The organism is Vreelandella zhaodongensis (assembly GCF_013415115.1).
GTDB classification, from domain to species: domain Bacteria; phylum Pseudomonadota; class Gammaproteobacteria; order Pseudomonadales; family Halomonadaceae; genus Vreelandella; species Vreelandella zhaodongensis.
Genome location: NZ_JACCDD010000001.1, coordinates 744,900 through 766,470, shown reverse-complemented (window position 1 = coordinate 766,470; position 21,571 = coordinate 744,900). Strand labels below are relative to the sequence as shown.

Sequence of the window (21,571 nt, the reverse complement as noted above, 5' to 3'; positions counted from 1 at the left end):
CGGTTAGCCAAGCTCGCCTGACCAAAAGCCAATAACCAGCAATGCCATGAGCAGGCAGGCAAGCCCAACGCGCAACTTTAGTGAAGTGAGTAGCCGTTTTGAGCTGGCATCGTCCCGTAATAAAAAGCCAACGCCTGCTGCAAGGCTGATCACCATGCCAATAAATACTAAGCCAATAAGAAGCTGTAACCACATGATTAATTCCTCTCCTGGTGTAGGTCGCTTGTATATTTGGTGTGTGTTTTGGGGAGTATTGGTCACGCTAGGTATCTTTCTAGGACTATGGCAGTGGGAGCGGGCTGCTGACAAGCGCATTTTGATAGCGGCGCGTGATGCTGCTCCTGCGCTCATTGCGCCGGATGAAATGCCCTTAGATGGTGCTCATGTGACACTACAAGGTGAGTATCTTGCTGAATATACGCTTTTTCTAGATAACCGTATCGTGGGTAGTCGCTTGGGTGTTGCGGTACTCACTCCTTTGCGCGATGAGAAGGGACAGCTCTGGCTGGTTCAACGCGGTTTTATCGAGACCGGACCTACCCGTAGTGCGCCAAAGGCTGAGGCGCCAAGCGGACGTGTGGAAGTCTCAGGTGAATGGCAAGTAGCACGGCCAGCGGGGCCACTTTACGGAGATAATCAAGAGGGGGTCCGGCTTCAGCAAATAAGCCAAGCACCTTGGGAGGGAGTGATAGCACCTTTTAGTTATTTAGGTTGGCTGCATGCTGCCGAAGGAGAGGGTGTATTCCTGCCATGGTGGCAAGCAAATGTAATGCCACCCAGTCGACATGTTGGTTATGCCATACAGTGGTGGGGACTGTCGCTTGCTGCGTTGGCTGTCATGATGCTAGGTGGATATCGCTTACGCAAAGATAGTGCTCAATAAAGGATATTTTAGATGCAGCATGCCCGCTATCAGCGACTCAAATTGATTATGATTTTTGTGATTTTCGCATTGCCTATGGTAACGGCCTGGGGGATGGTGCAGTGGGGCATTGGCATTCCGGCAGCCTACACTGCTCATGGGAACGTGAAAGTGGATGTGCCGAGTTTAAGTGAGTGGCCATTGGTGGCACCGCCAGAAAACGATCAGCAAACATGGACACTAGCTTTTGACTGTTCATCTGACTGCCTCCTGCGAAGGGATGAGCTTTGGCGGCTGCACCGTGCGTTGGGTCGAGATGCTCCGCGTTTGCAGCGGCTTCGTGTCGGCGGCACTGAAGAAGCATTGCCCGGTGAGACGATAAGTGAGTGGCAGCATCAGCCTGTTTGGCACGAAGCCCAGGCTATTTGGCTGATGGATCCTGTTGGGAGGCCAGCTCTGGCATTTTCGGAGCATGCCGATGCAGCGGATATCCTGCAAGATATTAGGCATTTATTTAAAGTGAATCCTCAGTGATACCGGTCCGCCTCGTAGGCCGTAAGGAAATAACATGCAAGACACACTGCAGGGGCGTTTGCGCTGGCTAACACTGATTACCTTAGTCGGGACGGTGTTTACGGTATTTGTCATCCTGGTTGGGGCGTGGACACGCTTGGTTGATGCGGGGCTGGGCTGTCCTGATTGGCCTGGGTGTTACGGGCGCTTACTGGTTCCCGACAGTGAGCACGCTGCTTTACGCCATCCCGACGCTCCCCTTGAGCCGTTCAAGGCGTGGGTAGAGATGGCGCATCGATATATTGCAAGTTTATTAGGGCTAGTTGTACTGAGCGTAGTCGCTCTGGGCTGGTCGTTACGCCATATTGATGGTTTTCCGTGGCGAGTTAGCTTGGCATTGTTGATTGTGATTATTATTCAGGGCGCATTTGGCGCTTTTACGGTCACGCTCAAGCTCTGGCCGCAGGTCGTTACCTTGCACCTTCTGGGCGGATTGAGTGTATTAATGTTGTTTTTCTGGCTCCATTTGCGAATGCGACATTTTCGTAAACGGGAAGCTGTGCGTTGCCAGTCTGGCAATGTGTTATGGTTCACCGCTACTGCCTTACTAGTTCTTCAATTAGCGCTAGGGGGGTGGGTCACTAGTAACTACGCAGGCATCGCATGTCAGGGGTTCCCTACCTGTAATAGTCAGTGGTGGCCATCGATGGACCTAAGTGAGGGCTTCCACTTAACACAAACGGTTGGTCCCAACTATCTCCATGGTCAGCTTCATGCAGATGCGCGAACCGCTATTCATATGATGCATAGGCTAGGGGCGCTTTTGCTAGGTGTGGCGCTCATGGCACTATGGTGGCGTTATCGTTCTCTATCGCTTGTCAGGCGTGCGCTGACACTCGTCGTCAGTATGTATTGGCTTCAAGCTGTGCTGGGTGTTGCTAATGTGTTGCTATGGCTTCCGCTTTGGCTAGCACTAATGCATACCGCTGGTGCTGTGGTGTTGTCCTTGAGCTTTGGGTGGGCATGGTGGTGTTGGCGGTATCAAGGTCGGCAGCAGGGCTTTGTCCGAAATGGATCCACAGCTCAACATTACCGAGCAGGCAACTGCTGAGCATATTATCTGTTTCAATACCCGTAGTGTGGCTCACATTGGTCTGTTTGGAGTATAGGGTGTACAATTATCGTAAAGAAATTACACCCGCAGAGTAAGAGGAGCGCCATGAGTTCTACAGGTGCATTATTGCTACTGGTGATTGCTGCTATGGTCATCGCAGGTCTAGCAGGCTACGCCTTTAAGCTCCGTCAGGAAGTCAAACGTCGGGAAGTTTTCCGGATCGAAGAAGAACAGCGAGCACGGCAAAATAGCTTGGAAAACCTTGATTATGTTGTTAGCGCGCTCGTTCACGAGCAGGTAGATATTACAGAAGGTGCTTGGCGCTGTAAGGTTTTGCTGGAAATTGCGGATCCTAGCTTGGCAGAGCGTGCAGAATTCCAAGCATTCGCCGACGTTTATAACCGCACGCGGCATTTGAAAACGCACTCTTCTCGCCAGCAATTAACGCCCCGAGAGCGTATGCAAGAAGATAAAGAGCGTTTAGCCGTCGAAGATGAAATGCGTCCAGCAGTGCTCGCTGCGGCTCACGAGGTAATTAAGTGGAGAGCCAAAGAGGCAGCAGATGGCTTGCATTAACACTGTTTAACGAGCATGGCGGCCTATAAGTGAGGTATTCTAGGTTTTTTGGCGCTTACTGCGGCAGCTTTGCTATGCTAAAAATGTCGTTATTGGCAAGAAGTTGATATCACGGCATTGTTGCCTTCTAATGATTAAACGTTAATCATAGGCAAACGTTCAGTGGCATGGTGGGCACTCGAACCTCCATGTTCTGAGTAGCGGAAGATGGATGCTCTCGCAATAAGAAGCATTGGATAGATTTGGTCTTACGACCTTTTCAGCATTGGATCAAGAAGGAGTCTTGCATGAAAAAATCAACGACTGGCTTGCTAATCGGTTCCGCACTGGTAGTAGGTTTATCAGGCTGCGCCAGCTCTGCATCGCAATCCTCTGGTCAAGCCGGCGCAAGTGGCGACCGCGATTGGTATCAACATCCTTTCGTATGTGGTTTAGCGGGTAGTGTCATTGGTGGCAGCATTGCATATGCCACCAGCGGTAGCTCTGATGAAGATGAAAACACCGCTATCGGCGCCGTAACGGGTGCAGCGATTGGTGGTTTGCTATGTGCAGACCGCACACCTGAGCCGGTTGCACCGCAGTGCCCCAGCTACGGTGAAGTGCCTGCAGGTGTAGCGGTAGATGCCCAGGGTTGTCCGTTGGATTCTGATGGTGACGGCGTGCCGGATTACCGTGATCAGTGTCCTGGTACTCCTGCTGGCGTAACCGTTGACGCTGTCGGCTGTCCGCTGGATTCTGATGGTGACGGTGTTCCAGATTACCGTGACCAGTGTCCTGACACCCCTGCAGGTGTTGAAGTTAACGCCTTGGGCTGCCCTGAGAGCGTTGTATTGCAGGACGTAAACTTTGAGTTTGACTCCGCACAGCTAACTGCTCAAGCACGTAGTGTTCTGGACGGTGTTGCCCAGCGTCTAGTGAATAGCCCTGATGTGCGTGTAAGTATTGAAGGCCACACTGACTCTCGTGGTTCTGCTGAGTACAACAAGAATCTGTCGCAGCGCCGTGCAGAATCTGTTGCTGCTTACCTTGCTCAGCGTGGCGTAAGCACTAACCGTATGCGTGCTGTTGGCTACGGTGAAGAGCGTCCGGTTGCTAGCAACGCGACCGATGAAGGCCGTGCACAGAACCGTCGTGTAGAACTGGATGAGTGGAACTAATCCAGGTACTGACATGATGTGAAGAAGAGGGTTGGGCATTGACCAGCCGATTCTTCAATATAGAAACGGGAGGCTCGCGCCTCCCGTTTTATTTTATGATTTACTGAATTCTGGTAGGCTGGGCAGCCTTCAATAAAATGCCTACAACCCTCGATCATTGATAGCGAAATGTGATCCTTGGTATGGATCACCACTGCGCTCAAGGAATATCTGAATGCCCATAGTCACTCTGCCTGACGGCAGTCAAAGAACGTTTGAAGAGCCGCTTTCTATTATGCAGCTTGCAGAATCCATTGGCCCTGGTTTGGCCAAGGCATGTGTGGCTGGCAAGATTGACGGTGTTTTGGTCGATGCTGCTGATCTAATTGAGCAAGATGCTGACATAGCAATAGTTACTGCTCGTGACCCAGAGGGGCTTGAGATTATTCGCCACTCTTGTGCTCATCTGATTGGGCATGCGGTTAAGCAGTTGTACCCCGATGCGAAAATGGCAATTGGGCCAGTCATTGACGATGGTTTTTATTATGATATTGACTTCGGGAGGTCTGTTACCCCTGAAGATATGGAAGCCATTGAAAAGCGTATGCAGGCGCTCATTGAGCGTGATTATGATGTGGTGCGGGAATACGTTAACCGTGACCAGGCAATGCTAGCCTTTTTGCATCGTAATGAGCCTTATAAGCAAGAAATTATTCGTGATATTCCTGAAGGTGCAACGATACGTTTGTACCATCACGAAGAATACACTGACATGTGTCGTGGGCCGCATGTGCCGAATACGCGCCACCTGAAAGCCTTTAAGCTGACTAAGCTTGCCGGTGCCTACTGGCGTGGCGATGCCTCCAATCCAATGCTGACGCGTATTTACGGCACAGCATGGGGGGATAAGAAGCAGCTTAAGGCCTATTTGAAACGCCTTGAAGAAGCTGAGAAACGGGATCACCGTAAGCTGGCGCGCAAGATGGACCTTTTCCACTTGCAAGAAGAAGCGCCGGGTATGGTTTTTTGGCACCCCAATGGCTGGACAATGTACCAAGCCTTGGAAGATTACATGCGAAAAATTCAGCGGGAGCATGGTTACCAAGAAATTAAAACACCGCAGGTCGTCGATCTCTCATTGTGGAAGAAGTCGGGTCACTGGGGGCATTACAGTGAACTCATGTTTACCACAGAGTCGGAAAAGCGTGAGTATGCCGTTAAGCCGATGAACTGCCCGTGCCATGTGCAGGTATTCAATCAGGGGCTCAAGAGTTACCGTGACTTACCTCTACGTTTGGCAGAATTCGGTAGCTGTCACCGGAATGAACCGTCAGGCTCTTTGCACGGCCTTATGCGTGTGCGTGGGTTTACCCAAGACGATGCCCACATTTTTTGTACTGAGGGGCAAATACAGGCAGAAGCAGAAGCGTTTATAGCACTAACGTTGCAGGTGTATAAAACACTTGGATTTGACGATGTTGAGCTCAAGCTTTCAACACGTCCTGAAGATTTTCTTGGTGAAGCCGAAATGTGGGACCGTGCCGAGCAGGGGCTTGAAGCTGCGCTGAACGCAACGGGGCTTGAATGGGATTTGCAACCAGGAGAGGGCGCGTTTTACGGTCCAAAAATTGAATTTGCTTTGCGCGATTGTCTGAATCGCGTTTGGCAGTGTGGTACTCTACAGTTAGACTTTAATTTGCCAGGGCGACTGGGGGCGCAATATGTCGATGAAGACGGCACCCGCAAGACCCCAGTGATGCTCCATCGTGCTATTCTAGGATCCTTTGAGCGATTCTTGGGTATTCTGATAGAGCATTACGCTGGTGCAATGCCGCTGTGGTTAGCGCCTCAGCAAGCCGTTTTGATGACTATCACTGATGCGCAACGTGATTACGCGCTCAAATTGGAGCAACGGCTGCAAAAAAATGGCTTACGGGTCAAGGCGGACTTGAGGAACGAGAAGATCGGCTTTAAAATCCGTGAGCACACGTTACAGAAAGTTCCCTATCTCCTTGTGGTGGGAGATAAGGAAGTCGAAGCTGACTCAGTGGCCGTGCGAACTCGCAGCGGCGAAAACCTCGGCACAATGACGGTCGATGAGTTCATTAACCGTTGTAGTGAAGAGAGAGCAGCCCTGGCGACATCGTCAATTGCCTAAGGAGACGGAGCGATCAAGCGAAGCAATCAGCGCGGGCGTCCACAAGACAAACGCCCACCAATGAACGAGCGAATTACCGAAGAAGAAGTACGTCTAATCGATGCTGAAGGTGAGCAATTGGGTGTTGTGCCCACCACCGAAGCTCTCGAGCGTGCTGAAGCTGCCGGTTTAGATCTCGTGCAAATATCGAATGCCGATCCAATTGTTTGTAAGATAATGGATTATGGCAAGTTTGTTTTTGAGACGAAGAAGCAAAAAGCGGCTCAAAAGAAAAAGCAAAAGCAAATCCAGGTTAAGGAAGTCAAATTCCGTCCTGGCACTGACGAAGGCGATTATCAGGTCAAGCTTAAGAACCTGACGCGCTTTTTAGAAGGTGGTGACAAGGGCAAAGTCACATTGCGCTTCCGTGGTCGTGAAATGGCGCACCAAGACATTGGCCGCAAGCTAATGGAACGGATTGCGGCAGACCTGGAAGAGATCGGAGCGGTAGAGTCTTTCCCGAAAATGGAAGGCCGCCAGATGATCATGATTATTGCCCCGAAAAAGAAGTGATCCAACGGCGAAGTTAACGGGCTAGTGTAAATACTGGTCGGCCCTGGGTTTTCTAAAAAATATCGAGCGGAGTTTTCTCATGCCGAAAATCAAAAGCAACAGTGGCGCTGCTAAGCGCTTCAAAAAGACCGCTAATGGCTTTAAGCACAAGCAGTCTTTCCGTAGCCACATCTTGACCAAGAAATCGACCAAGCGTAAGCGTCAGCTTCGTGGTATGAAGCAGATTCACGCGTCTGACAAGGCGTTGATTCAGCGCATGCTGCCGAATCTGTAAGGTCGAAATTTCTTATCTGAGAGCGTTTCGCCTCAGTCATAAAGTCAGGAGTGTGTTATGACCCGTGTTAAGCGTGGCGTAGTTGCCCGTCGTCGCCATAAAAAAGTATTGAAGCAGGCTAAAGGTTATTATGGAGCGCGTTCGCGTGTTTTCCGTGTAGCTAAACAGGCTGTTATTAAAGCTGGCCAGTATGCGTACCGTGACCGTCGCAATCGTAAGCGTCAGTTCCGCGCCTTATGGATTCAGCGTATCAATGCTGGTGCGCGTATCAACGGCATGTCTTACAGCCGTTTTGTTGGCGGCCTGAAGAAAGCCGGCATCGAAATTGACCGTAAGGTGTTGGCCGACTTGGCAGTACACGAAAAAGCTGCTTTTGCGGCTATCGTGGAAAAAGCTAAGGCTGCCCAATAAGGTTCTTCTTACATTGAGCTAGCTCAGTGTGAAGTGCCAGAGGTCATTTCAGTGTGACCCATGCAGGGGAAGAGCAGCCGCTCTTCCCCTGTTTTTTTGTCACCTTCAACATGCCAGCCATCGTTTAAGATGGACATCGCTTAATTCGGAGTGAAACGGATGGACCACCTTCCTACTCTGGTAACAAACGCTCGCGACGCTATCCAGGCGGCGCAGAGTGTTTCTGCCCTAGATGAGTTGCGCGTACGTTACTTAGGTAAAAAAGGCGAAGTGACGGCCTTGTTGAAAGGCTTGGGTAAGCTATCAGCTGAGGAGCGACCTGCTGCTGGTGAGCAAATTAACCAGGCGAAACAGACCCTGGCGACCGAAATTGATACCAAGCGTCAGCAGCTTGAAAGCGAGGCGCTCAATGCCCGTTTAGCGGCTGAGCGAATTGATGTGACGCTGCCCGGTCGTGGCCAGGAGAGTGGTGGTCTTCACCCTGTCACCCGTACGCTGGAGCGCATAGAGAGTCTGTTTACACGCATTGGGTACGATGTGGCGGTAGGGCCTGAAATTGAGGACGACTACCACAACTTTGAGGCGCTCAATATTCCTGCTCATCACCCTGCACGTGGTATGGCAGATACTTTTTATTTCGATGCTACCCGCTTGCTGCGTACGCATACATCGCCTGTGCAAGTGCGCACCATGAAGAGTAGTGAGCCGCCTATTCGCATCGTATGCCCTGGCCGCGTATACCGTAGCGACTCCGACCTGACTCATACGCCTATGTTTCATCAGGTAGAAGGGCTATTGGTCGATGAAGGCGTTAGTTTTGCAGATCTCAAAGGTACCATAGAAGATTTTCTACAGGCATTTTTTGAGCGTGATGACCTTTCTGTCCGCTTCCGGCCTTCCTACTTTCCATTTACCGAGCCCTCTGCAGAGGTAGATATTCAGTGTGTGATGTGTAGTGGGAACGGCTGTCGTGTCTGTTCTCATAGCGGCTGGCTGGAAGTTATGGGCTGTGGCATGGTGCATCCAGAGGTGTTCCGCCATTCTGGTATTGATACAGAGCGCTATACGGGATTTGCGTTCGGAATGGGCGCTGAGCGCCTTGCTATGCTGCGTTATGGCGTCAATGACTTGCGTTTGTTTTTTGAGAATGACCTGCGCTTTCTTCGCCAATTTACCTAAGATCGCTGCCAAAGACGGGAATCAACATGAAATTTTCAGAACAGTGGCTGCGTGAATGGGTATCTCCGCAGCTCGATACGCAGGCAATTGCTGATCAAATTACCATGGCAGGCCTTGAGGTCGATGCGGTTGAGGCCGTTGCTGCAGTCTTTAGTGGTGTAGTAGTCGCCGAGGTGTTAACCAAAGAGAAGCACCCCGATGCCGACAAATTAAATGTTTGTACGGTGAACGACGGCACAGGCGAGCCGGTGCAGGTTGTGTGTGGTGCTGCTAATGTTGACGTCGGCCAAAAGATTCCGTTTGCCCAGGTTGGCGGTTTACTACCTGGCGACTTTAAAATCAAGAAAGCCAAGCTGCGTGGGGTTGAGTCTCGCGGAATGATTTGTTCGGCCTCGGAGCTAGGGCTGGAGGAGGAGGCGTCACCTGGTATTTTAGTGCTGCCTGCCTCCGCGCCGGTAGGCGTGAGCTTTCGAGAATACATGCAGCTCGATGACATGACCATTGAGGTTGATCTTACGCCTAACCGTGGTGACTGCCTCAGCATCAAAGGGCTGGCTCGAGAAGTCGGCGTGCTCAATCGTCTTCCAGTGAGTGGGCCTGAGATTGCCGCCATTGATGCCAGCATCGACGATACTTTTTCGGTGCGCATTGAGGCGCCGGAACAGTGCCCGCGCTATATGGGCCGCATCATCAAAAGCGTTGATGTTAGCGTTGAGACCCCGCTGTGGATGGTTGAACGCCTGCGGCGCAGTGGTGTGCGCTCCATTGACCCCGTGGTTGATATTACGAACTATGTGATGCTTGAGCTGGGTCAGCCACTTCATGCCTTTGATCGAGATAATCTAGCGGGTGGTATCACCATCCGATTAGCGCGTGACGCGGAGCGTCTAACGTTACTAGATGGTCAGGATATTGCGCTGCGACCCGAAACGTTGGTTATTGCAGACGACAAAGGCCCCTTAGCCATGGCTGGCATTATGGGGGGAGAAAACTCAGGAGTAAGCGAAAAAACGCATACGATTTTCCTTGAATCTGCTTATTTCACGCCGTTGGCAATTGCAGGTCAGGCGCGTTCATATGGCCTGCATACGGATGCATCCCACCGTTTTGAACGTGGCGTAGATCCCGAGCTTGCTAGCGTAGCGGTTGAGCGTGCGACACAGCTATTAATTGATATCTGTGGTGGTCAGGCGGGGCCTGCTACGGAGGCAGTGAGCCATGCGCATTTACCAGCGTCGCACGGTATTTTCCTTCGTGAAGCACGGCTCGAAGGTGCGCTATCGAAGAAGCTAGCGGCAGATGATGTCACCGATATTCTGCAGCGCCTTGGTCTTGGCGTTGATAAACAGGCTGATGGCTGGTCAGTGACGGCGCCCAGCTGGCGTTTTGATGTGGCGATTGAAGAGGACCTCATCGAAGAGGTTGCCCGAGTTCATGGGTACAACAATCTACCAGTTCGACGTCCTTCGGCGCGTTTGGCACTACGCCCGGCTAACGAGGCGGTACTCACGCAAGCTCAGCTGCGTAACCAGATGGTTGCTCGTGGTTTTCAGGAGGCGATAACCTACAGCTTTGTTGCACCTGACCTTCAAGCGACGATGTTGCCCGACGCTGTGTCACCAGTGTTGGCGAACCCGATTTCGTCAGATCTGTCGGTAATGCGGGCTAGTTTGTTCCCCGGTTTGGTGCGTGCGCTTGAGCATAACCTCAACCGCCAGCAAGCTCGTGTCAGGCTGTTTGAAACCGGGTTGGTTTTTAATGGCCATCTGGATAATCTCTCTCAGGTGCCGATGATGGGAGCGCTGGTGTGCGGAGGTCGTGAGGCTGAGGGTTGGAGTGGCGCTAAAGCCCAGGTCGACTTTTACGATCTAAAAGGGGATTTAGAAAGCTTGTTGACGCTTGGTGGCGCGCTTGACGCATGGCGCTTTGAGCCAGGTGAGCATCCTTCGCTACATCCTGGGCAGACAGCGAAACTGTTGCATAATGGTGAACCTGCCGGTTGGATTGGCACGCTGCACCCTCAAGTGCGAGCGAAGCTAGGACTGAAAGTCGATGCAGTCATGTTTGAGGTTCGCTTAGATTCGCTCAGCGAAGGCGTCATCCCTGCCTTTGAGCCACTATCTCGGTTTCCTGAGGTTCGCCGTGATTTAGCGTTCACTGTTAAGGTTGAAACGCCAGTACAAGCGCTGCTTGATTGTGCAAAGGCGCAAGCAGGGGATTACTTGAAAGACATCAATCTATTTGATGTCTATGTTGGTAAGGGCGTAGCCGATGGTTGCAAGAGTATCGCGTTGGGCTTGACGTGGCAGCATGCATCGCGCACGCTAAACGATGATGAAATCAACCAGTTGGTGGATTCAATCGTAACGCAAGTGCGAGCAGAGTTAGGCGCGGAGCTTCGCGGCTAATTTATTCGCGGCTAACCAAATGGTGCCATGACACGACGCTTATCACGTTCTTGGCAATGCGTTTGCTACATGGAGGAGCCTTATGGGTGCGTTGACCAAAGCTGAGCTAGCAGAACATTTACACACAGAGCTTTCGCTGTCGAAGCGAGAAGCAAAAGCCATGGTTGAAGCTTTCTTTGAGGAAATTCGCGCCTGCTTGCGCGAAAATGAGCAAGTAAAGCTATCGGGTTTTGGTAACTTCGATCTGCGTGATAAGCGGGAAAGGCCTGGGCGTAACCCCAAGACAGGTGAAGAAATACCGATTTCTGCCCGCCGAGTGGTCACGTTTCGGCCAGGTCAAAAACTTAAGCAGCAGGTCGAGCGCTACACCGGCGACTAGCTATAGCTGATATTGACTTAAGTTAACGGTTGTGAGCGAAAAGGAGTGCCTACGGCACTCCTTTTATTTCTTAGATATCGGTGCAAACGTTTAAAGGGCTATAGGCCGCGTCCCTCGATCAGCCAAGTAAGCACTACCTTAATGATATAGCCCAGCATGCCAGCGCCTAGTACGATAAATAGCATAATCGTACCAAATTTTCCGGCATTCGATTTTTTTGCTAAGTCCCAAATAATAAAGCACATAAACACAATTAGACCGCCGACCATGACAGGCGTTATCCATGTTTCAAAGGCTTGCTGCATGAGGGCTCCTAGTAGAAAAATGTTGGCCGCTTGCGGGGCAGGCGTGCGTCGTTTTTACAAGTCGTGTTAATATTTGACCAAATTCATCAGGTATTTGTCGACTGAATACAGGGCAGTGCGACAATTTTGCAGAGGAACATGCCCATGCCAACGCTAACTATCCTCGTCGGTACCATGTATGGCGGTGCGCTTGATGTCGCGGAGCAAGTAAAGCCTTTGTTTGAGAAAGCTGGGTATACGGTGGCGATTTCTGAGCAACCAACCATTGAAGACTTAACTGGTGCTGGCGACTTGGTTCTGTTTTGTGTTTCCACTACTGGAAGTGGTGATTTTCCAGGCAATTTTGTACCCTTTGTACGCAGCTTAAAAGAGCAAAGCCCCTCGCTTAGTAAGCTGCGCTACGGCCTAATTGCCCTGGGGGATAGCTCATACGGAGATACATTTTGCGGTGCCGGTAGGGCGCTTGACGAGCTGCTGGAAGAGTCTGGTGCTACTCGTTTGGGCGATCGGCTGGAAATAGATGCCATGGAAACCTTCATGGCTGACGATGCGGCCGTCCCGTGGGTGGATGACTGGATCGAAACACAGCAACTGATGGTTGCGTCATAATGCAGCGAGTGCCTTATTCTCCCGAGCGCGTAAGCATCGCTATTGGCTTATGTGTTGTTATGCTGTCAGCATTGCCCCGCTATATGGTGGGTGGCCACGAAACTCGCCAAACCTTACTGCTTATGGCGTTGGTGTTTGTGGCAGGTGCAGCTTTCCTGCAGTGGAGAATGCTTTCTGCTAGCGCACGAAAAGCATTGCCAGCGTTACTTCAGCGCCTATTGATCATGCTAGTGTTGGGTGTGGTCGTTATGGGTGTCTGGCATGGTTTATTTACCGACTGGATTAGCTGGCAAATGTTTATTTCCCACGCTGCAACATGTGGGCTTATATTCCATGCAGTATCTCTGTGGTGGAAGCCGCGAGATTAATTAAAAAGCGTTGGTGCTAGTGATATCTTTAGGCTAAAAATCTACAACTGCAACATTTGGAATGCGCTTGAAAGCGAGTTGGGGAAGAAAATTCCACTAAAAACGGCCATTTTCACTCGTTAAACCCTTGTAATCGGGGGTTGTGCCCCCATCTTGCGAGCATGGCGCTTGCCACCATGCGTCAGGGTTCTTAAAATTGACCCCTTGAACTTATTATACGCTATCAATATTACGCCCAGCCGCTAGAGGACAATTCATGCAAGTTTCCGTCGAGACGACCTCCCAGATCGAACGCCGCATCACTATTCAAGTGCCGGCTTCCGAAATCGACGAGGCCGTCAGCGCTCGCTTGAAAGACACCGCGAAAAACGTTCGCCTGAATGGTTTTCGCCAGGGCCGAGTGCCGATGGCTGTAGTTCGTCAGCGCTACGGCGACAGCGTGCGCAATGAAGTGGTCAATGAAGTGATGCGTGAGCGCTACGTGCGAGCCATTACTGAAGAAGGTCTTAATCCGGCAGGGTTCCCCCAGATTGAGCCGAAAACAAACCAGACTGGTCAAGATCTCGAGTTTGTTGCGGTAATGGAAATTTACCCGCAAGTTGAGCTTGCCTCCATCGAAGGTACTGAGGTTGAGCGTCCGGTTGTAACGGTCAGCGATGCTGACGTTGATGAAATGATCGATACGCTGCGCAAGCAAAATGCTGCGTGGGAAGATGTCGAAGCCGCCGCCGCTGATGGCGACCAGGTGACGATCGATTTCCAAGGTTTTCTTGGTGACGAGCCGTTCGAAGGTGGAAGCGCAGAAGGTCACGCGTTGGTGATTGGCTCTAACAGCTTTATTCCAGGCTTTGAAGAGCAACTGATTGGTGCGAAAGCGGGTGAAGAAAAAACCATTACGGTTACCTTCCCCGAAGATTATCAAGCAGAGCACCTTGCTGGTAAAGACGCCACGTTTAAAGTAACCGTTCACAAAGTCAGCAGCCAAGCGCTGCCGGAAGTCGACGCTGAGTTCATTGCTCGGTTTGGCGTTGAAGACGGTGATGAAGCCAAGTTCCGTGCTGAAATCAAAAAGAATATGACGCGTGAAGCTGCCCAGGCAGTTGATAATCGAGTTAAGCAACAGGTACTAGATGCGCTGAAAAATGCGAATGACATCCCTGTACCGAGTGCCCTCGTTCAGCAAGAAACCGATGGTATGAAGCGCCAGGCTGCACAGCAGTTTGGCTTGGGCGAAGATTTTGATGTCAGCCAGTTGCCTAACGAGCTGTTTGAAGCCCAGGCAAAAGGCCGTGTTCAAGTAGGCTTGTTGTTGGCGGAAGTTATCAAAGCCAATGAGCTAGATGCTGACGATGACGCTATTAAGGCCAAAGTGGAAGAGCTGGCAGAGCAGTACCAGGATCCTTCCGAGGTGGTTGACTACTACATGGGTAATGAGCAGCTCAAAACTCAAGTGAAGTCTGCCATTCTGGAAGAGAAGGCCGTTGATAAGCTGCTGGAGCAGACGAACGTTAAAGACGTTGAAATGTCATACCAGCAGGCATTGGCAGCTGCTCAGCAGCAGGCCGAGCAAGATGAAGGTGTTGAAGAAGAAGGCGAGCAGGCTAACGCCTAACTTCATCGCGTGGCGCATCACTCCTTGATGCGCCTTTCCCTTACCGGACGCAAGGAATCACCCGAATGAGTGAGTTTGATATTCAAAACGCCGGCGGTTTAGTGCCCATGGTGGTTGAGCAGAGCGCCAAAGGGGAAAGAGCCTATGACATCTACTCACGTCTGTTAAAAGAGCGTGTTATCTTTCTGGTAGGACCAGTTGAAGATTACATGGCGAATTTAGTGGTGGCGCAGCTGCTGTTTCTTGAGTCAGAAAACCCTGACAAAGACATCCATCTGTACATCAACTCGCCTGGCGGATCAGTGACGGCGGGTATGTCAATTTATGACACCATGCAGTTTATCAAGCCTGACGTGTCTACCGTATGTATTGGTCAAGCGGCCAGCATGGGTGCGTTGCTGTTAACAGCCGGTGCGGCAGGTAAGCGCTATTGCTTGCCTAACTCACGTGTGATGATCCATCAGCCATTAGGTGGCTATCAGGGACAAGCCTCTGATATCGAGATTCATACCCGTGAGATTCTTGGCATTCGTGAGAAACTCAATCAGATTCTTGCGGATCATACAGGGCAAGACCTTGAAGCGGTTGCCCGTGATACTGACCGTGATAATTTCATGAGCGCCACGAAAGCCCAAGAGTATGGCTTGATTGACGCAGTGCTGGATAAGCGGCCTACATCCTGATAGCGTGGTAGGATTCAGCTTTTCTAACGAGCTTTTCTGGCGGTATTAGCCGCCGCAGTGACAGAGGTACGCGAATGGCCGACGGCAAAGGCAAGGACGAAGGCGGCAAGCTGCTGTACTGTTCGTTTTGTGGTAAAAACCAAAACGAAGTACGCAAGTTGATTGCCGGCCCGTCCGTGTATATCTGCGATGAGTGTGTCGACTTATGTAATGACATCATTCGCGAGGAAGTTCTCGAAGCCGATGCCGAGAGCGATGAGGAACGGTTGCCTACTCCCCGCGAAATACGTCATACGCTAGACGACTACGTCATCGGGCAAGATCGCGCCAAAATGGTGCTTTCGGTAGCGGTTTATAACCACTACAAGCGTCTTAAGACGGAAGTGCGTGAAGGCGATGTCGAGCTAAGTAAATCAAACATTTTGCTTATTGGTCCTACCGGTAGTGGTAAGACGCTGCTTGCGGAAACCATGGCGCGGTTGCTGAATGTACCGTTCACCATTGCTGATGCCACTACGCTTACAGAAGCCGGTTATGTGGGTGAAGATGTTGAAAACATCATTCAGAAGCTTCTGCAAAAGTGTGACTATGATGTTGAGAAAGCCGAACGTGGTATTGTCTACATTGACGAAATCGACAAAATTTCGCGCAAGTCTGACAACCCTTCCATCACGCGAGATGTATCGGGTGAAGGCGTTCAGCAGGCGCTGCTGAAGCTAATTGAAGGAACGACAGCGTCGGTGCCGCCACAGGGTGGTCGCAAGCATCCGCAGCAGGAATTTGTTCAGGTCAATACGGCTAAAATTCTGTTTATTGTAGGCGGTGCTTTTGCGGGGCTTGATAAAGTCATTCGTGATCGCGCAGAGAAGGGTGGCATTGGTTTCAACGCTAGCGTCAAGAGTAAAGAGTCTTCTCGTGGTATAGGTGAGCTGTTGGCTGACGTTGAACCAGACGATTTGGTGAAATTCGGTCTTATTCCCGAGTTTGTTGGTCGTTTGCCTGTGATTGCTACGCTGACTGAGCTCACTGAAGATGCGTTGGTGCAGATTTTAACCGAGCCCAAAAACTCGCTGGTTAAGCAATACGCCAAGCTCTTCGAAATGGAAGATGTCACGCTTGAATTCAGAGATGATGCACTGCGTGCTGTCGCCATTAAAGCGATGGAGCGTAAGACAGGCGCGCGTGGCTTGCGCTCCATTCTTGAATCTGTGCTTCTAGATACGATGTATGAAATTCCTTCGCTAGAAGGCGTAAGCAAAGTAGTGATCGATGGCTCTGTCATTACAGGTGATAGCGAGCCGTTGTTGATCTACTCACAGCAGGAAGAAGCGCGAGTCGACGGCACTGATGGTTAGCGCCTAAGTTGGCGCCACGGCCTTGCTTTAACCGCTTGCGCCAAACCAAGGGGTCGCCTAGGCGACCCCTTGTTTTTCATATGTTATTCAAGATATGTCAGCCTAGTGCTCAGCGCCTAGCGCCATGTTTTTCATACTGTGAGGTACTTGACTAAGTACCCTTTCAAGTACTCATCCGATTTTGAGGAACGTCTGCGATGCAGCAGAACGCCGATCAGACACAATGTTTACCCCTGTTACCATTGCGGGATGTGGTTGTGTACCCGCAAATGGTGATTCCACTTTTTGTTGGCCGTGAAAAGTCCATTCAAGCGTTAGAAGCAGCGATGGAGGCTGACAAGCGTGTGCTGCTGGTGGCTCAGCGCGAGGCCTCACAGGACGAGCCCGACAACGCTGACCTTTATGCTATGGGTACCGTGGCCGATATCATGCAGCTGCTGAAATTGCCTGATGGCACTGTGAAAGTGCTGATTGAAGGTAATTTCCGCGCTGACGTTATGGCTATTGAAGAGAACGACGCAGGCTACACCCAGGCACATCTAGTGCCTCGTGAGAGCGAGCCATTGACCAGCCGCGAGCAGGAAGCCCTGGTACGTGTGCTGCTTAATCAGTTTGAGCAATACGTTAAGCTATCTAAAAAAGTACCTAATGAGGTGCTTAATTCGCTTTCTGGGATTGAAGATCCCAGCCGCCTGGTAGACACCATCTGTGCCCATTTGTCGCTGAAAATAGGTGACAAACAAGAGTTACTTGAAATGGATCGTGTGCGCGATCGTATCGAGCACCTGATGGCGTTGATTGAGTCAGAGATTGACTTACTACAGGTCGAGAAGCGTATTCGTTCCCGCGTCAAAGAGCAGATGGAAAAGACGCAGCGTGAGTATTACCTTAATGAGCAAATGAAAGCCATCCAGAAGGAAATGGGTGAGCTGGACAATGTGCCCAATGAGGTTGAAAAATACGAGCAAGCCATTGCTTCGTCTGGAATGCCTAAAGAGGCCGCAGAGAAGGCGGCTCAAGAGCTAAACAAGCTCAAAATGATGTCAGCTAACTCAGCTGAGGCGACCGTCGTGCGCTCCTATTTAGATTGGCTGGTGGCGGTTCCTTGGAAAAAACGTACTCGAGTTAAGCACGATTTAATCAAAGCTCAAGAAGTGCTGGACGAAGACCATTACGGCCTAGAAGAAGTCAAAGCACGCATTCTGGAATATTTAGCAGTGCAGAAGCGCGTGCGGAAAATGAAGGGGCCTGTTTTGTGCCTAGTGGGTCCTCCTGGGGTAGGTAAGACCTCGTTAGGGCAGTCTATTGCGCGCGCGACTAATCGTAAGTATGTTCGCCTGGCGTTGGGTGGTGTTCGTGATGAGTCTGAAATCAGAGGGCATCGCCGCACCTATATAGGTTCGTTGCCGGGTAAGTTGATGCAGCGAATGAGTCGTGCTGGTGTCAAGAATCCGCTGTTTTTATTGGATGAAGTCGATAAACTCGGTATGGATCACCGCGGTGACCCGGCGTCAGCGCTCCTTGAGGTGCTTGATCCCGAGCAGAACAACAGCTTTAGTGATCACTACCTGGAGCTGGATTACGATCTGTCAGAAACGCTGTTTATCTGCACCGCGAACTCGATGAATATTCCTGGTCCGTTACTGGATCGTATGGAAATAATTCGCTTGCCGGGTTATACCGAAGATGAAAAGCTAGCAATTGCAAAGCGCTATTTACTGCCTAAGCAGCAGGAAGCGAATGGCTTGAAAACAGAGGAATTGGCGCTTAGCGACGATGCCTTGTTAGAGCTGGTGCGTTACTACACCCGTGAAGCTGGGGTGAGAGAGCTTGAGCGCCAGATCGCCAAGGTATGCCGTAAGGTGCTTCGAGAGCGTTTAGAGGCTGAGCGAGTCTCCAATGACCAGCAGGGCAGCCAACTGCAAGCTCAGCAGCTTATTACTTCTGAAGAGATCGAAGCTTATTCGGGGGTGCGCCGCTACAGCTATGGGCTAGCCGAGCAGGAAGACCAGGTCGGTCGTGTGACGGGGCTTGCATGGACGTCGGTGGGTGGCGAGCTGCTAAATATTGAGTCGGTGGTGACGCCGGGTAAAGGGCGGATCAACAAAACTGGCTCACTAGGCGATGTCATGAAAGAGTCGGTCAGTGCTGCTCAAACGGTCGTTAAGGCGCGTGCGAGTGAGTATGGCATTGATCCTCAGCGGTTCGAAAACGAGGATCTGCATATTCACGTGCCGGAGGGTGCGACACCAAAAGATGGGCCTAGTGCCGGTATTGCCATGGTAACTGCCATTGTATCTGCCTATACTCAGCGTCCTGTGCGTTGTGATGTTGCCATGACGGGTGAGGTTAACCTGCGTGGTGAAGTAATGCCTATCGGCGGTTTAAAGGAGAAATTGCTGGCAGCTCGTCGCGGTGGTATAAAGACAGTCTTAATTCCTGAAGAAAACCGTCGTGATCTCAAGGAAGTGCCGGAAAATATTAAAGGGGCTCTTGATATTCGTCCCGTGCGGTGGATTGATGATGTGCTAGCCGTAGCGCTACACAGCGACCAAGTTGAAAAAAGTGCTTCGCTAAAAGGTAATGATCAATCTTTTAGCACAAGCGCTGTAGCAAGTACTCATTAAGCGTTAATGCTCTGTTGAGTTTTAACATTACTTAATAAGTTTGCCCAAAGCCTTGAGTTACGGGTATTTCGCGGCACTGTTGCTTGACAGATGTTTCAATGCATTGCTATAAAACGCAGCTATGCTTTGTGATTGTACTTTACAGTGGCAGTGCCGTTCTGAGACATTTTTTGAAACAGTTAAGGGGTGAAGTGTGAATAAGTCCGAGCTGATTGAAGCTATTGCCGCGTCTGCTGATATTCCTAAAGCAGCGGCAACCCGCGCATTGGATGCAATGGTCGAGTCTGTCACCGATAGCCTCAAAAAGGGCGAAAGTGTTTCATTGGTTGGTTTTGGGACTTTCGCCATTAAAGAGCGTGCTGCGCGTACTGGCCGCAACCCACAAACGGGCCAGCCCATCGAAATCAGCGCTGCAAAAGTTCCCAGCTTTAAAGCCGGTAAAGCGCTGAAAGACGCCGTCAATTAATTGGCTCGCGTTTAATGTAAGCTAATGGGCGCATCGCATACGCGATGCGCCCATGTTTTTTTGACCCTTGGTCTAGGGCAATCGATAGCTGAATTAATTTGAGGCTAGCATGCTGCAAAGTATTCGAGATGGTTCCAGAAGCTGGGGTGCCAAAATTATCATCGGTGTTATGGTCGCTGCCATGGCACTGTTTGGTGTTGAATCACTGTTTAGCGTATTTGGCAGTGATCCAAACGAAGTGGCGAGCGTTAACGGCGAGCCCATTATGCGCCAACAGGTTGAGCTTGAGGTTCAACGTGCGCTGCGCTCAGGCCAAGTGCCGCCCGAGCAAGAGCGTGCGCTGCGTAATGACGTGCTGGATCAGTTGATTACCCAGCAGCTGCTGACGCAATACGCAGAAGACGGCGGTGTTTACGTATCTGATGCACAGCTTGATCAAATGATCGTGGGCTTGCCTGAGTTCCATGACCAGGATGGCCGGTTCTCCTCAGAGATCTTCCGTAATCGCCTTGCAGGTGCTGGCTATACGCCAGTGGCGTTCCGTGAAGAGCTTCGAGCTGATATCAAGCGCCAGCACTTACAGCAAGGGCTTGCGTTTAGTGACTTCAGCCTTGAAAGTGAACAAGAACGGCTCGCTGAGCTACAGCGCCAGCAACGAAGCTTCCGTTATATTCAGCTAGATGTAAGCGATGTCGAGGTTGATGTCGACGTCACTGAAGCACATATGCAGACTTACTATGATGCACATCAGGCGCGTTTTGAACGCCCAGAACAAGTGCGTGTTGAGTATGTCGTGGTAGATCGTCAGGTGATGGCCGAAGATGTTGAGATTGATGAGCAGGCATTACGCGATGCCTGGCGTGACCAGAATCGCAATGCAGATCGTCGCGTCTCTCATATTATGGTCACCTTTGGTAATGAGCGTACTCGGGAAGAAGCCGAAGAAAGGGCGAATGAAGCTCTTGAGGCCCTTGATGGCGGTCAGACATTTACTGAGACAGCGCTGCGTTATTCAGATGATACAGCCAGTGCCGAACAGGGTGGTGACTTGGGCGTTATTAGCCCTGGGTTCTTTGGGGATGCCTTTGATGAAGCCGCTTTTTCCCTAAGTGAGGGTGAAATATCTCAGCTAGTGGAAATGGATAGTGCTTTCCATGTTCTCCAAGTCACTGAGCTGGTCGCACCTGGGTTCGATGAGCAGCGCGATGTGCTTCATCAGGAGTTAGCGCTGCGCCAGGTAGGCGACGATTTTAATCGGCAAGTCCAGCGACTGATTGATGAAAGCTTTGCCGCCGAAGATCTGCAGAGTGTTGCTGATGACCTGGGGTTGACGCTTAATCAAACTGATTGGCTTGCTCGCGGCGAAGGTGAGGGCGTGCTCTCGGAACCTGGTGTGCTTGATGAGGCCTTCAGTACTGATGTGCTAGTAGAAGGTTATAACAGCGAGGTTATCGAGCTGGATGATGACCGTCGACTCGTATTGCGTGTTGCCGAACACCGCGAGCCGACACAGCTAGCGCTTGACGACGTACGTGAAGACGTTGCCAGTGCGGTTGCTACCCAGCAGCGTCAAGAAGCCTTGCAGCAAGAGGCTGATAGGATGATTGCAGCGTTGGAAGCGGGGGAGTTGGCTGATGTCGACTGGCTTGAGGCAGATAACATTACGCGTCAATCTGGTGCTACGTTGCCACAGCTAATGGTGCAGGAAGTGTTCCGTATGCCGCGCCCAGAAGAGGGTGAAAGCGTCTACCGTTCTGTGGTATTACCACAAGGCGTTGCTATCGTTGCGCTTGATCGTGTCTCTGTTGGTGAGGTAGATGAACAGGTTACGTCGTTTGTCGCACAAATGGCAGAGCAACTGCGTGCCCAGTCTGTTATTCAGGGATTGATTGACGATCTGAGAAGCGACGCTGACATTAAGCGTTAATGAAGCGCCAGAAAAGAGCCGATCAAATGATCGGCTTTTTTTATGGCAGTAGTTCTG

22 protein-coding genes are annotated in these 21,571 nt (G+C 51.0%); 20 read left to right on the top strand and 2 right to left on the bottom strand.

Annotation, left to right across the window (positions count from 1 at the left end):
* Positions 1 to 3 precede the first annotated feature (3 nt).
* Positions 4 to 195, bottom strand: coding sequence for a DUF2909 domain-containing protein (locus tag HZS79_RS03460; RefSeq protein WP_162217223.1), 192 nt, complete (start codon positions 193 to 195; stop codon positions 4 to 6).
* Between HZS79_RS03460 and HZS79_RS03455 the strand changes: the two genes are divergently transcribed.
* The 12 genes from HZS79_RS03455 (at position 194) to HZS79_RS03400 (ending at position 11,562) form a co-directional block, all read left to right on the top strand.
* Positions 194 to 883, top strand: a complete 690-nt coding sequence (locus HZS79_RS03455; RefSeq protein WP_179927029.1) for an SURF1 family protein — start codon at positions 194 to 196, stop codon at positions 881 to 883. The genes HZS79_RS03460 and HZS79_RS03455 overlap by 2 nt on opposite strands.
* 12 nt (positions 884 to 895) lie before the next feature.
* The gene (locus HZS79_RS03450; RefSeq protein WP_179927028.1) at positions 896 to 1,396 is read left to right on the top strand and encodes a redox-active disulfide-containing membrane protein; all 501 of its coding nucleotides are present in this window, start codon (positions 896 to 898) and stop codon (positions 1,394 to 1,396) included.
* A gap of 34 nt (positions 1,397 to 1,430) precedes the next feature.
* Positions 1,431 to 2,486, top strand: coding sequence for a COX15/CtaA family protein (locus tag HZS79_RS03445; RefSeq protein WP_179927027.1), 1,056 nt, complete (start codon positions 1,431 to 1,433; stop codon positions 2,484 to 2,486).
* Positions 2,487 to 2,594: 108 nt separating this feature from the next.
* On the top strand, positions 2,595 to 3,065 hold the full coding sequence (locus tag HZS79_RS03440; RefSeq protein ID WP_179927026.1) for a DUF2489 domain-containing protein: 471 nt from the start codon (positions 2,595 to 2,597) through the stop codon (positions 3,063 to 3,065).
* A 287-nt stretch (positions 3,066 to 3,352) separates the two neighbouring features.
* The gene (locus HZS79_RS03435) at positions 3,353 to 4,222 is read left to right on the top strand and encodes an OmpA family protein (RefSeq protein WP_179927025.1); all 870 of its coding nucleotides are present in this window, start codon (positions 3,353 to 3,355) and stop codon (positions 4,220 to 4,222) included.
* A 214-nt stretch (positions 4,223 to 4,436) separates the two neighbouring features.
* On the top strand, positions 4,437 to 6,359 hold the full coding sequence (gene thrS / locus HZS79_RS03430; RefSeq protein WP_162217229.1) for a threonine--tRNA ligase: 1,923 nt from the start codon (positions 4,437 to 4,439) through the stop codon (positions 6,357 to 6,359).
* A gap of 12 nt (positions 6,360 to 6,371) precedes the next feature.
* Positions 6,372 to 6,911 carry a translation initiation factor IF-3 gene (gene infC / locus HZS79_RS03425; protein WP_083003855.1) on the top strand — a complete coding sequence of 180 codons (540 nt, stop codon included), beginning with the start codon at positions 6,372 to 6,374 and terminating at the stop codon, positions 6,909 to 6,911.
* Positions 6,912 to 6,990: 79 nt separating this feature from the next.
* A complete protein-coding gene (rpmI, locus tag HZS79_RS03420) occupies positions 6,991 to 7,185 on the top strand; it encodes a 50S ribosomal protein L35 (protein WP_009724291.1) in 195 nt (64 codons plus the stop codon).
* Between the two features lie 57 nt (positions 7,186 to 7,242).
* The gene (gene rplT, locus HZS79_RS03415; RefSeq protein WP_009097607.1) at positions 7,243 to 7,596 is read left to right on the top strand and encodes a 50S ribosomal protein L20; all 354 of its coding nucleotides are present in this window, start codon (positions 7,243 to 7,245) and stop codon (positions 7,594 to 7,596) included.
* A gap of 159 nt (positions 7,597 to 7,755) precedes the next feature.
* Positions 7,756 to 8,775, top strand: coding sequence for a phenylalanine--tRNA ligase subunit alpha (pheS, locus tag HZS79_RS03410; protein WP_162217230.1), 1,020 nt, complete (start codon positions 7,756 to 7,758; stop codon positions 8,773 to 8,775).
* Positions 8,776 to 8,801: 26 nt separating this feature from the next.
* Positions 8,802 to 11,183, top strand: coding sequence for a phenylalanine--tRNA ligase subunit beta (gene pheT, locus HZS79_RS03405; RefSeq protein ID WP_179927024.1), 2,382 nt, complete (start codon positions 8,802 to 8,804; stop codon positions 11,181 to 11,183).
* Positions 11,184 to 11,265: 82 nt separating this feature from the next.
* A complete protein-coding gene (locus HZS79_RS03400) occupies positions 11,266 to 11,562 on the top strand; it encodes an integration host factor subunit alpha (RefSeq protein WP_162217232.1) in 297 nt (98 codons plus the stop codon).
* 98 nt (positions 11,563 to 11,660) lie between these two features.
* On the opposite strand, the gene HZS79_RS03395 is transcribed toward HZS79_RS03400, so the two are convergent.
* A complete protein-coding gene (locus HZS79_RS03395; protein ID WP_162217233.1) occupies positions 11,661 to 11,867 on the bottom strand; it encodes a DUF2788 domain-containing protein in 207 nt (68 codons plus the stop codon).
* 144 nt (positions 11,868 to 12,011) lie between these two features.
* Between HZS79_RS03395 and HZS79_RS03390 the strand changes: the two genes are divergently transcribed.
* From HZS79_RS03390 to HZS79_RS03355, 8 genes are all read left to right on the top strand, one after another.
* A complete protein-coding gene (locus tag HZS79_RS03390) occupies positions 12,012 to 12,476 on the top strand; it encodes a flavodoxin domain-containing protein (protein ID WP_162217234.1) in 465 nt (154 codons plus the stop codon).
* On the top strand, positions 12,476 to 12,844 hold the full coding sequence (locus HZS79_RS03385; protein WP_162217235.1) for a hypothetical protein: 369 nt from the start codon (positions 12,476 to 12,478) through the stop codon (positions 12,842 to 12,844). The genes HZS79_RS03390 and HZS79_RS03385 overlap by 1 nt, the downstream gene beginning before the upstream one ends.
* A gap of 256 nt (positions 12,845 to 13,100) precedes the next feature.
* Entirely contained in the window at positions 13,101 to 14,456 is a 1,356-nt protein-coding gene (tig, locus tag HZS79_RS03380) for a trigger factor (protein ID WP_162217236.1), read from the top strand.
* Positions 14,457 to 14,521: 65 nt separating this feature from the next.
* Positions 14,522 to 15,139, top strand: coding sequence for an ATP-dependent Clp endopeptidase proteolytic subunit ClpP (clpP, locus tag HZS79_RS03375; RefSeq protein WP_162217237.1), 618 nt, complete (start codon positions 14,522 to 14,524; stop codon positions 15,137 to 15,139).
* A gap of 74 nt (positions 15,140 to 15,213) precedes the next feature.
* On the top strand, positions 15,214 to 16,494 hold the full coding sequence (gene clpX / locus HZS79_RS03370) for an ATP-dependent Clp protease ATP-binding subunit ClpX (RefSeq protein WP_162217238.1): 1,281 nt from the start codon (positions 15,214 to 15,216) through the stop codon (positions 16,492 to 16,494).
* Between the two features lie 197 nt (positions 16,495 to 16,691).
* Positions 16,692 to 19,121, top strand: coding sequence for an endopeptidase La (gene lon, locus HZS79_RS03365; protein WP_162217239.1), 2,430 nt, complete (start codon positions 16,692 to 16,694; stop codon positions 19,119 to 19,121).
* Positions 19,122 to 19,314: 193 nt separating this feature from the next.
* Entirely contained in the window at positions 19,315 to 19,587 is a 273-nt protein-coding gene (hbs, locus tag HZS79_RS03360) for a non-specific DNA-binding protein Hbs (RefSeq protein ID WP_009724302.1), read from the top strand.
* Between the two features lie 109 nt (positions 19,588 to 19,696).
* Positions 19,697 to 21,514 (top strand): SurA N-terminal domain-containing protein, encoded by a 1,818-nt coding sequence (locus HZS79_RS03355; RefSeq protein ID WP_162217240.1) that lies wholly within the window; start codon positions 19,697 to 19,699, stop codon positions 21,512 to 21,514.
* Positions 21,515 to 21,571: the final 57 nt, after the last annotated feature.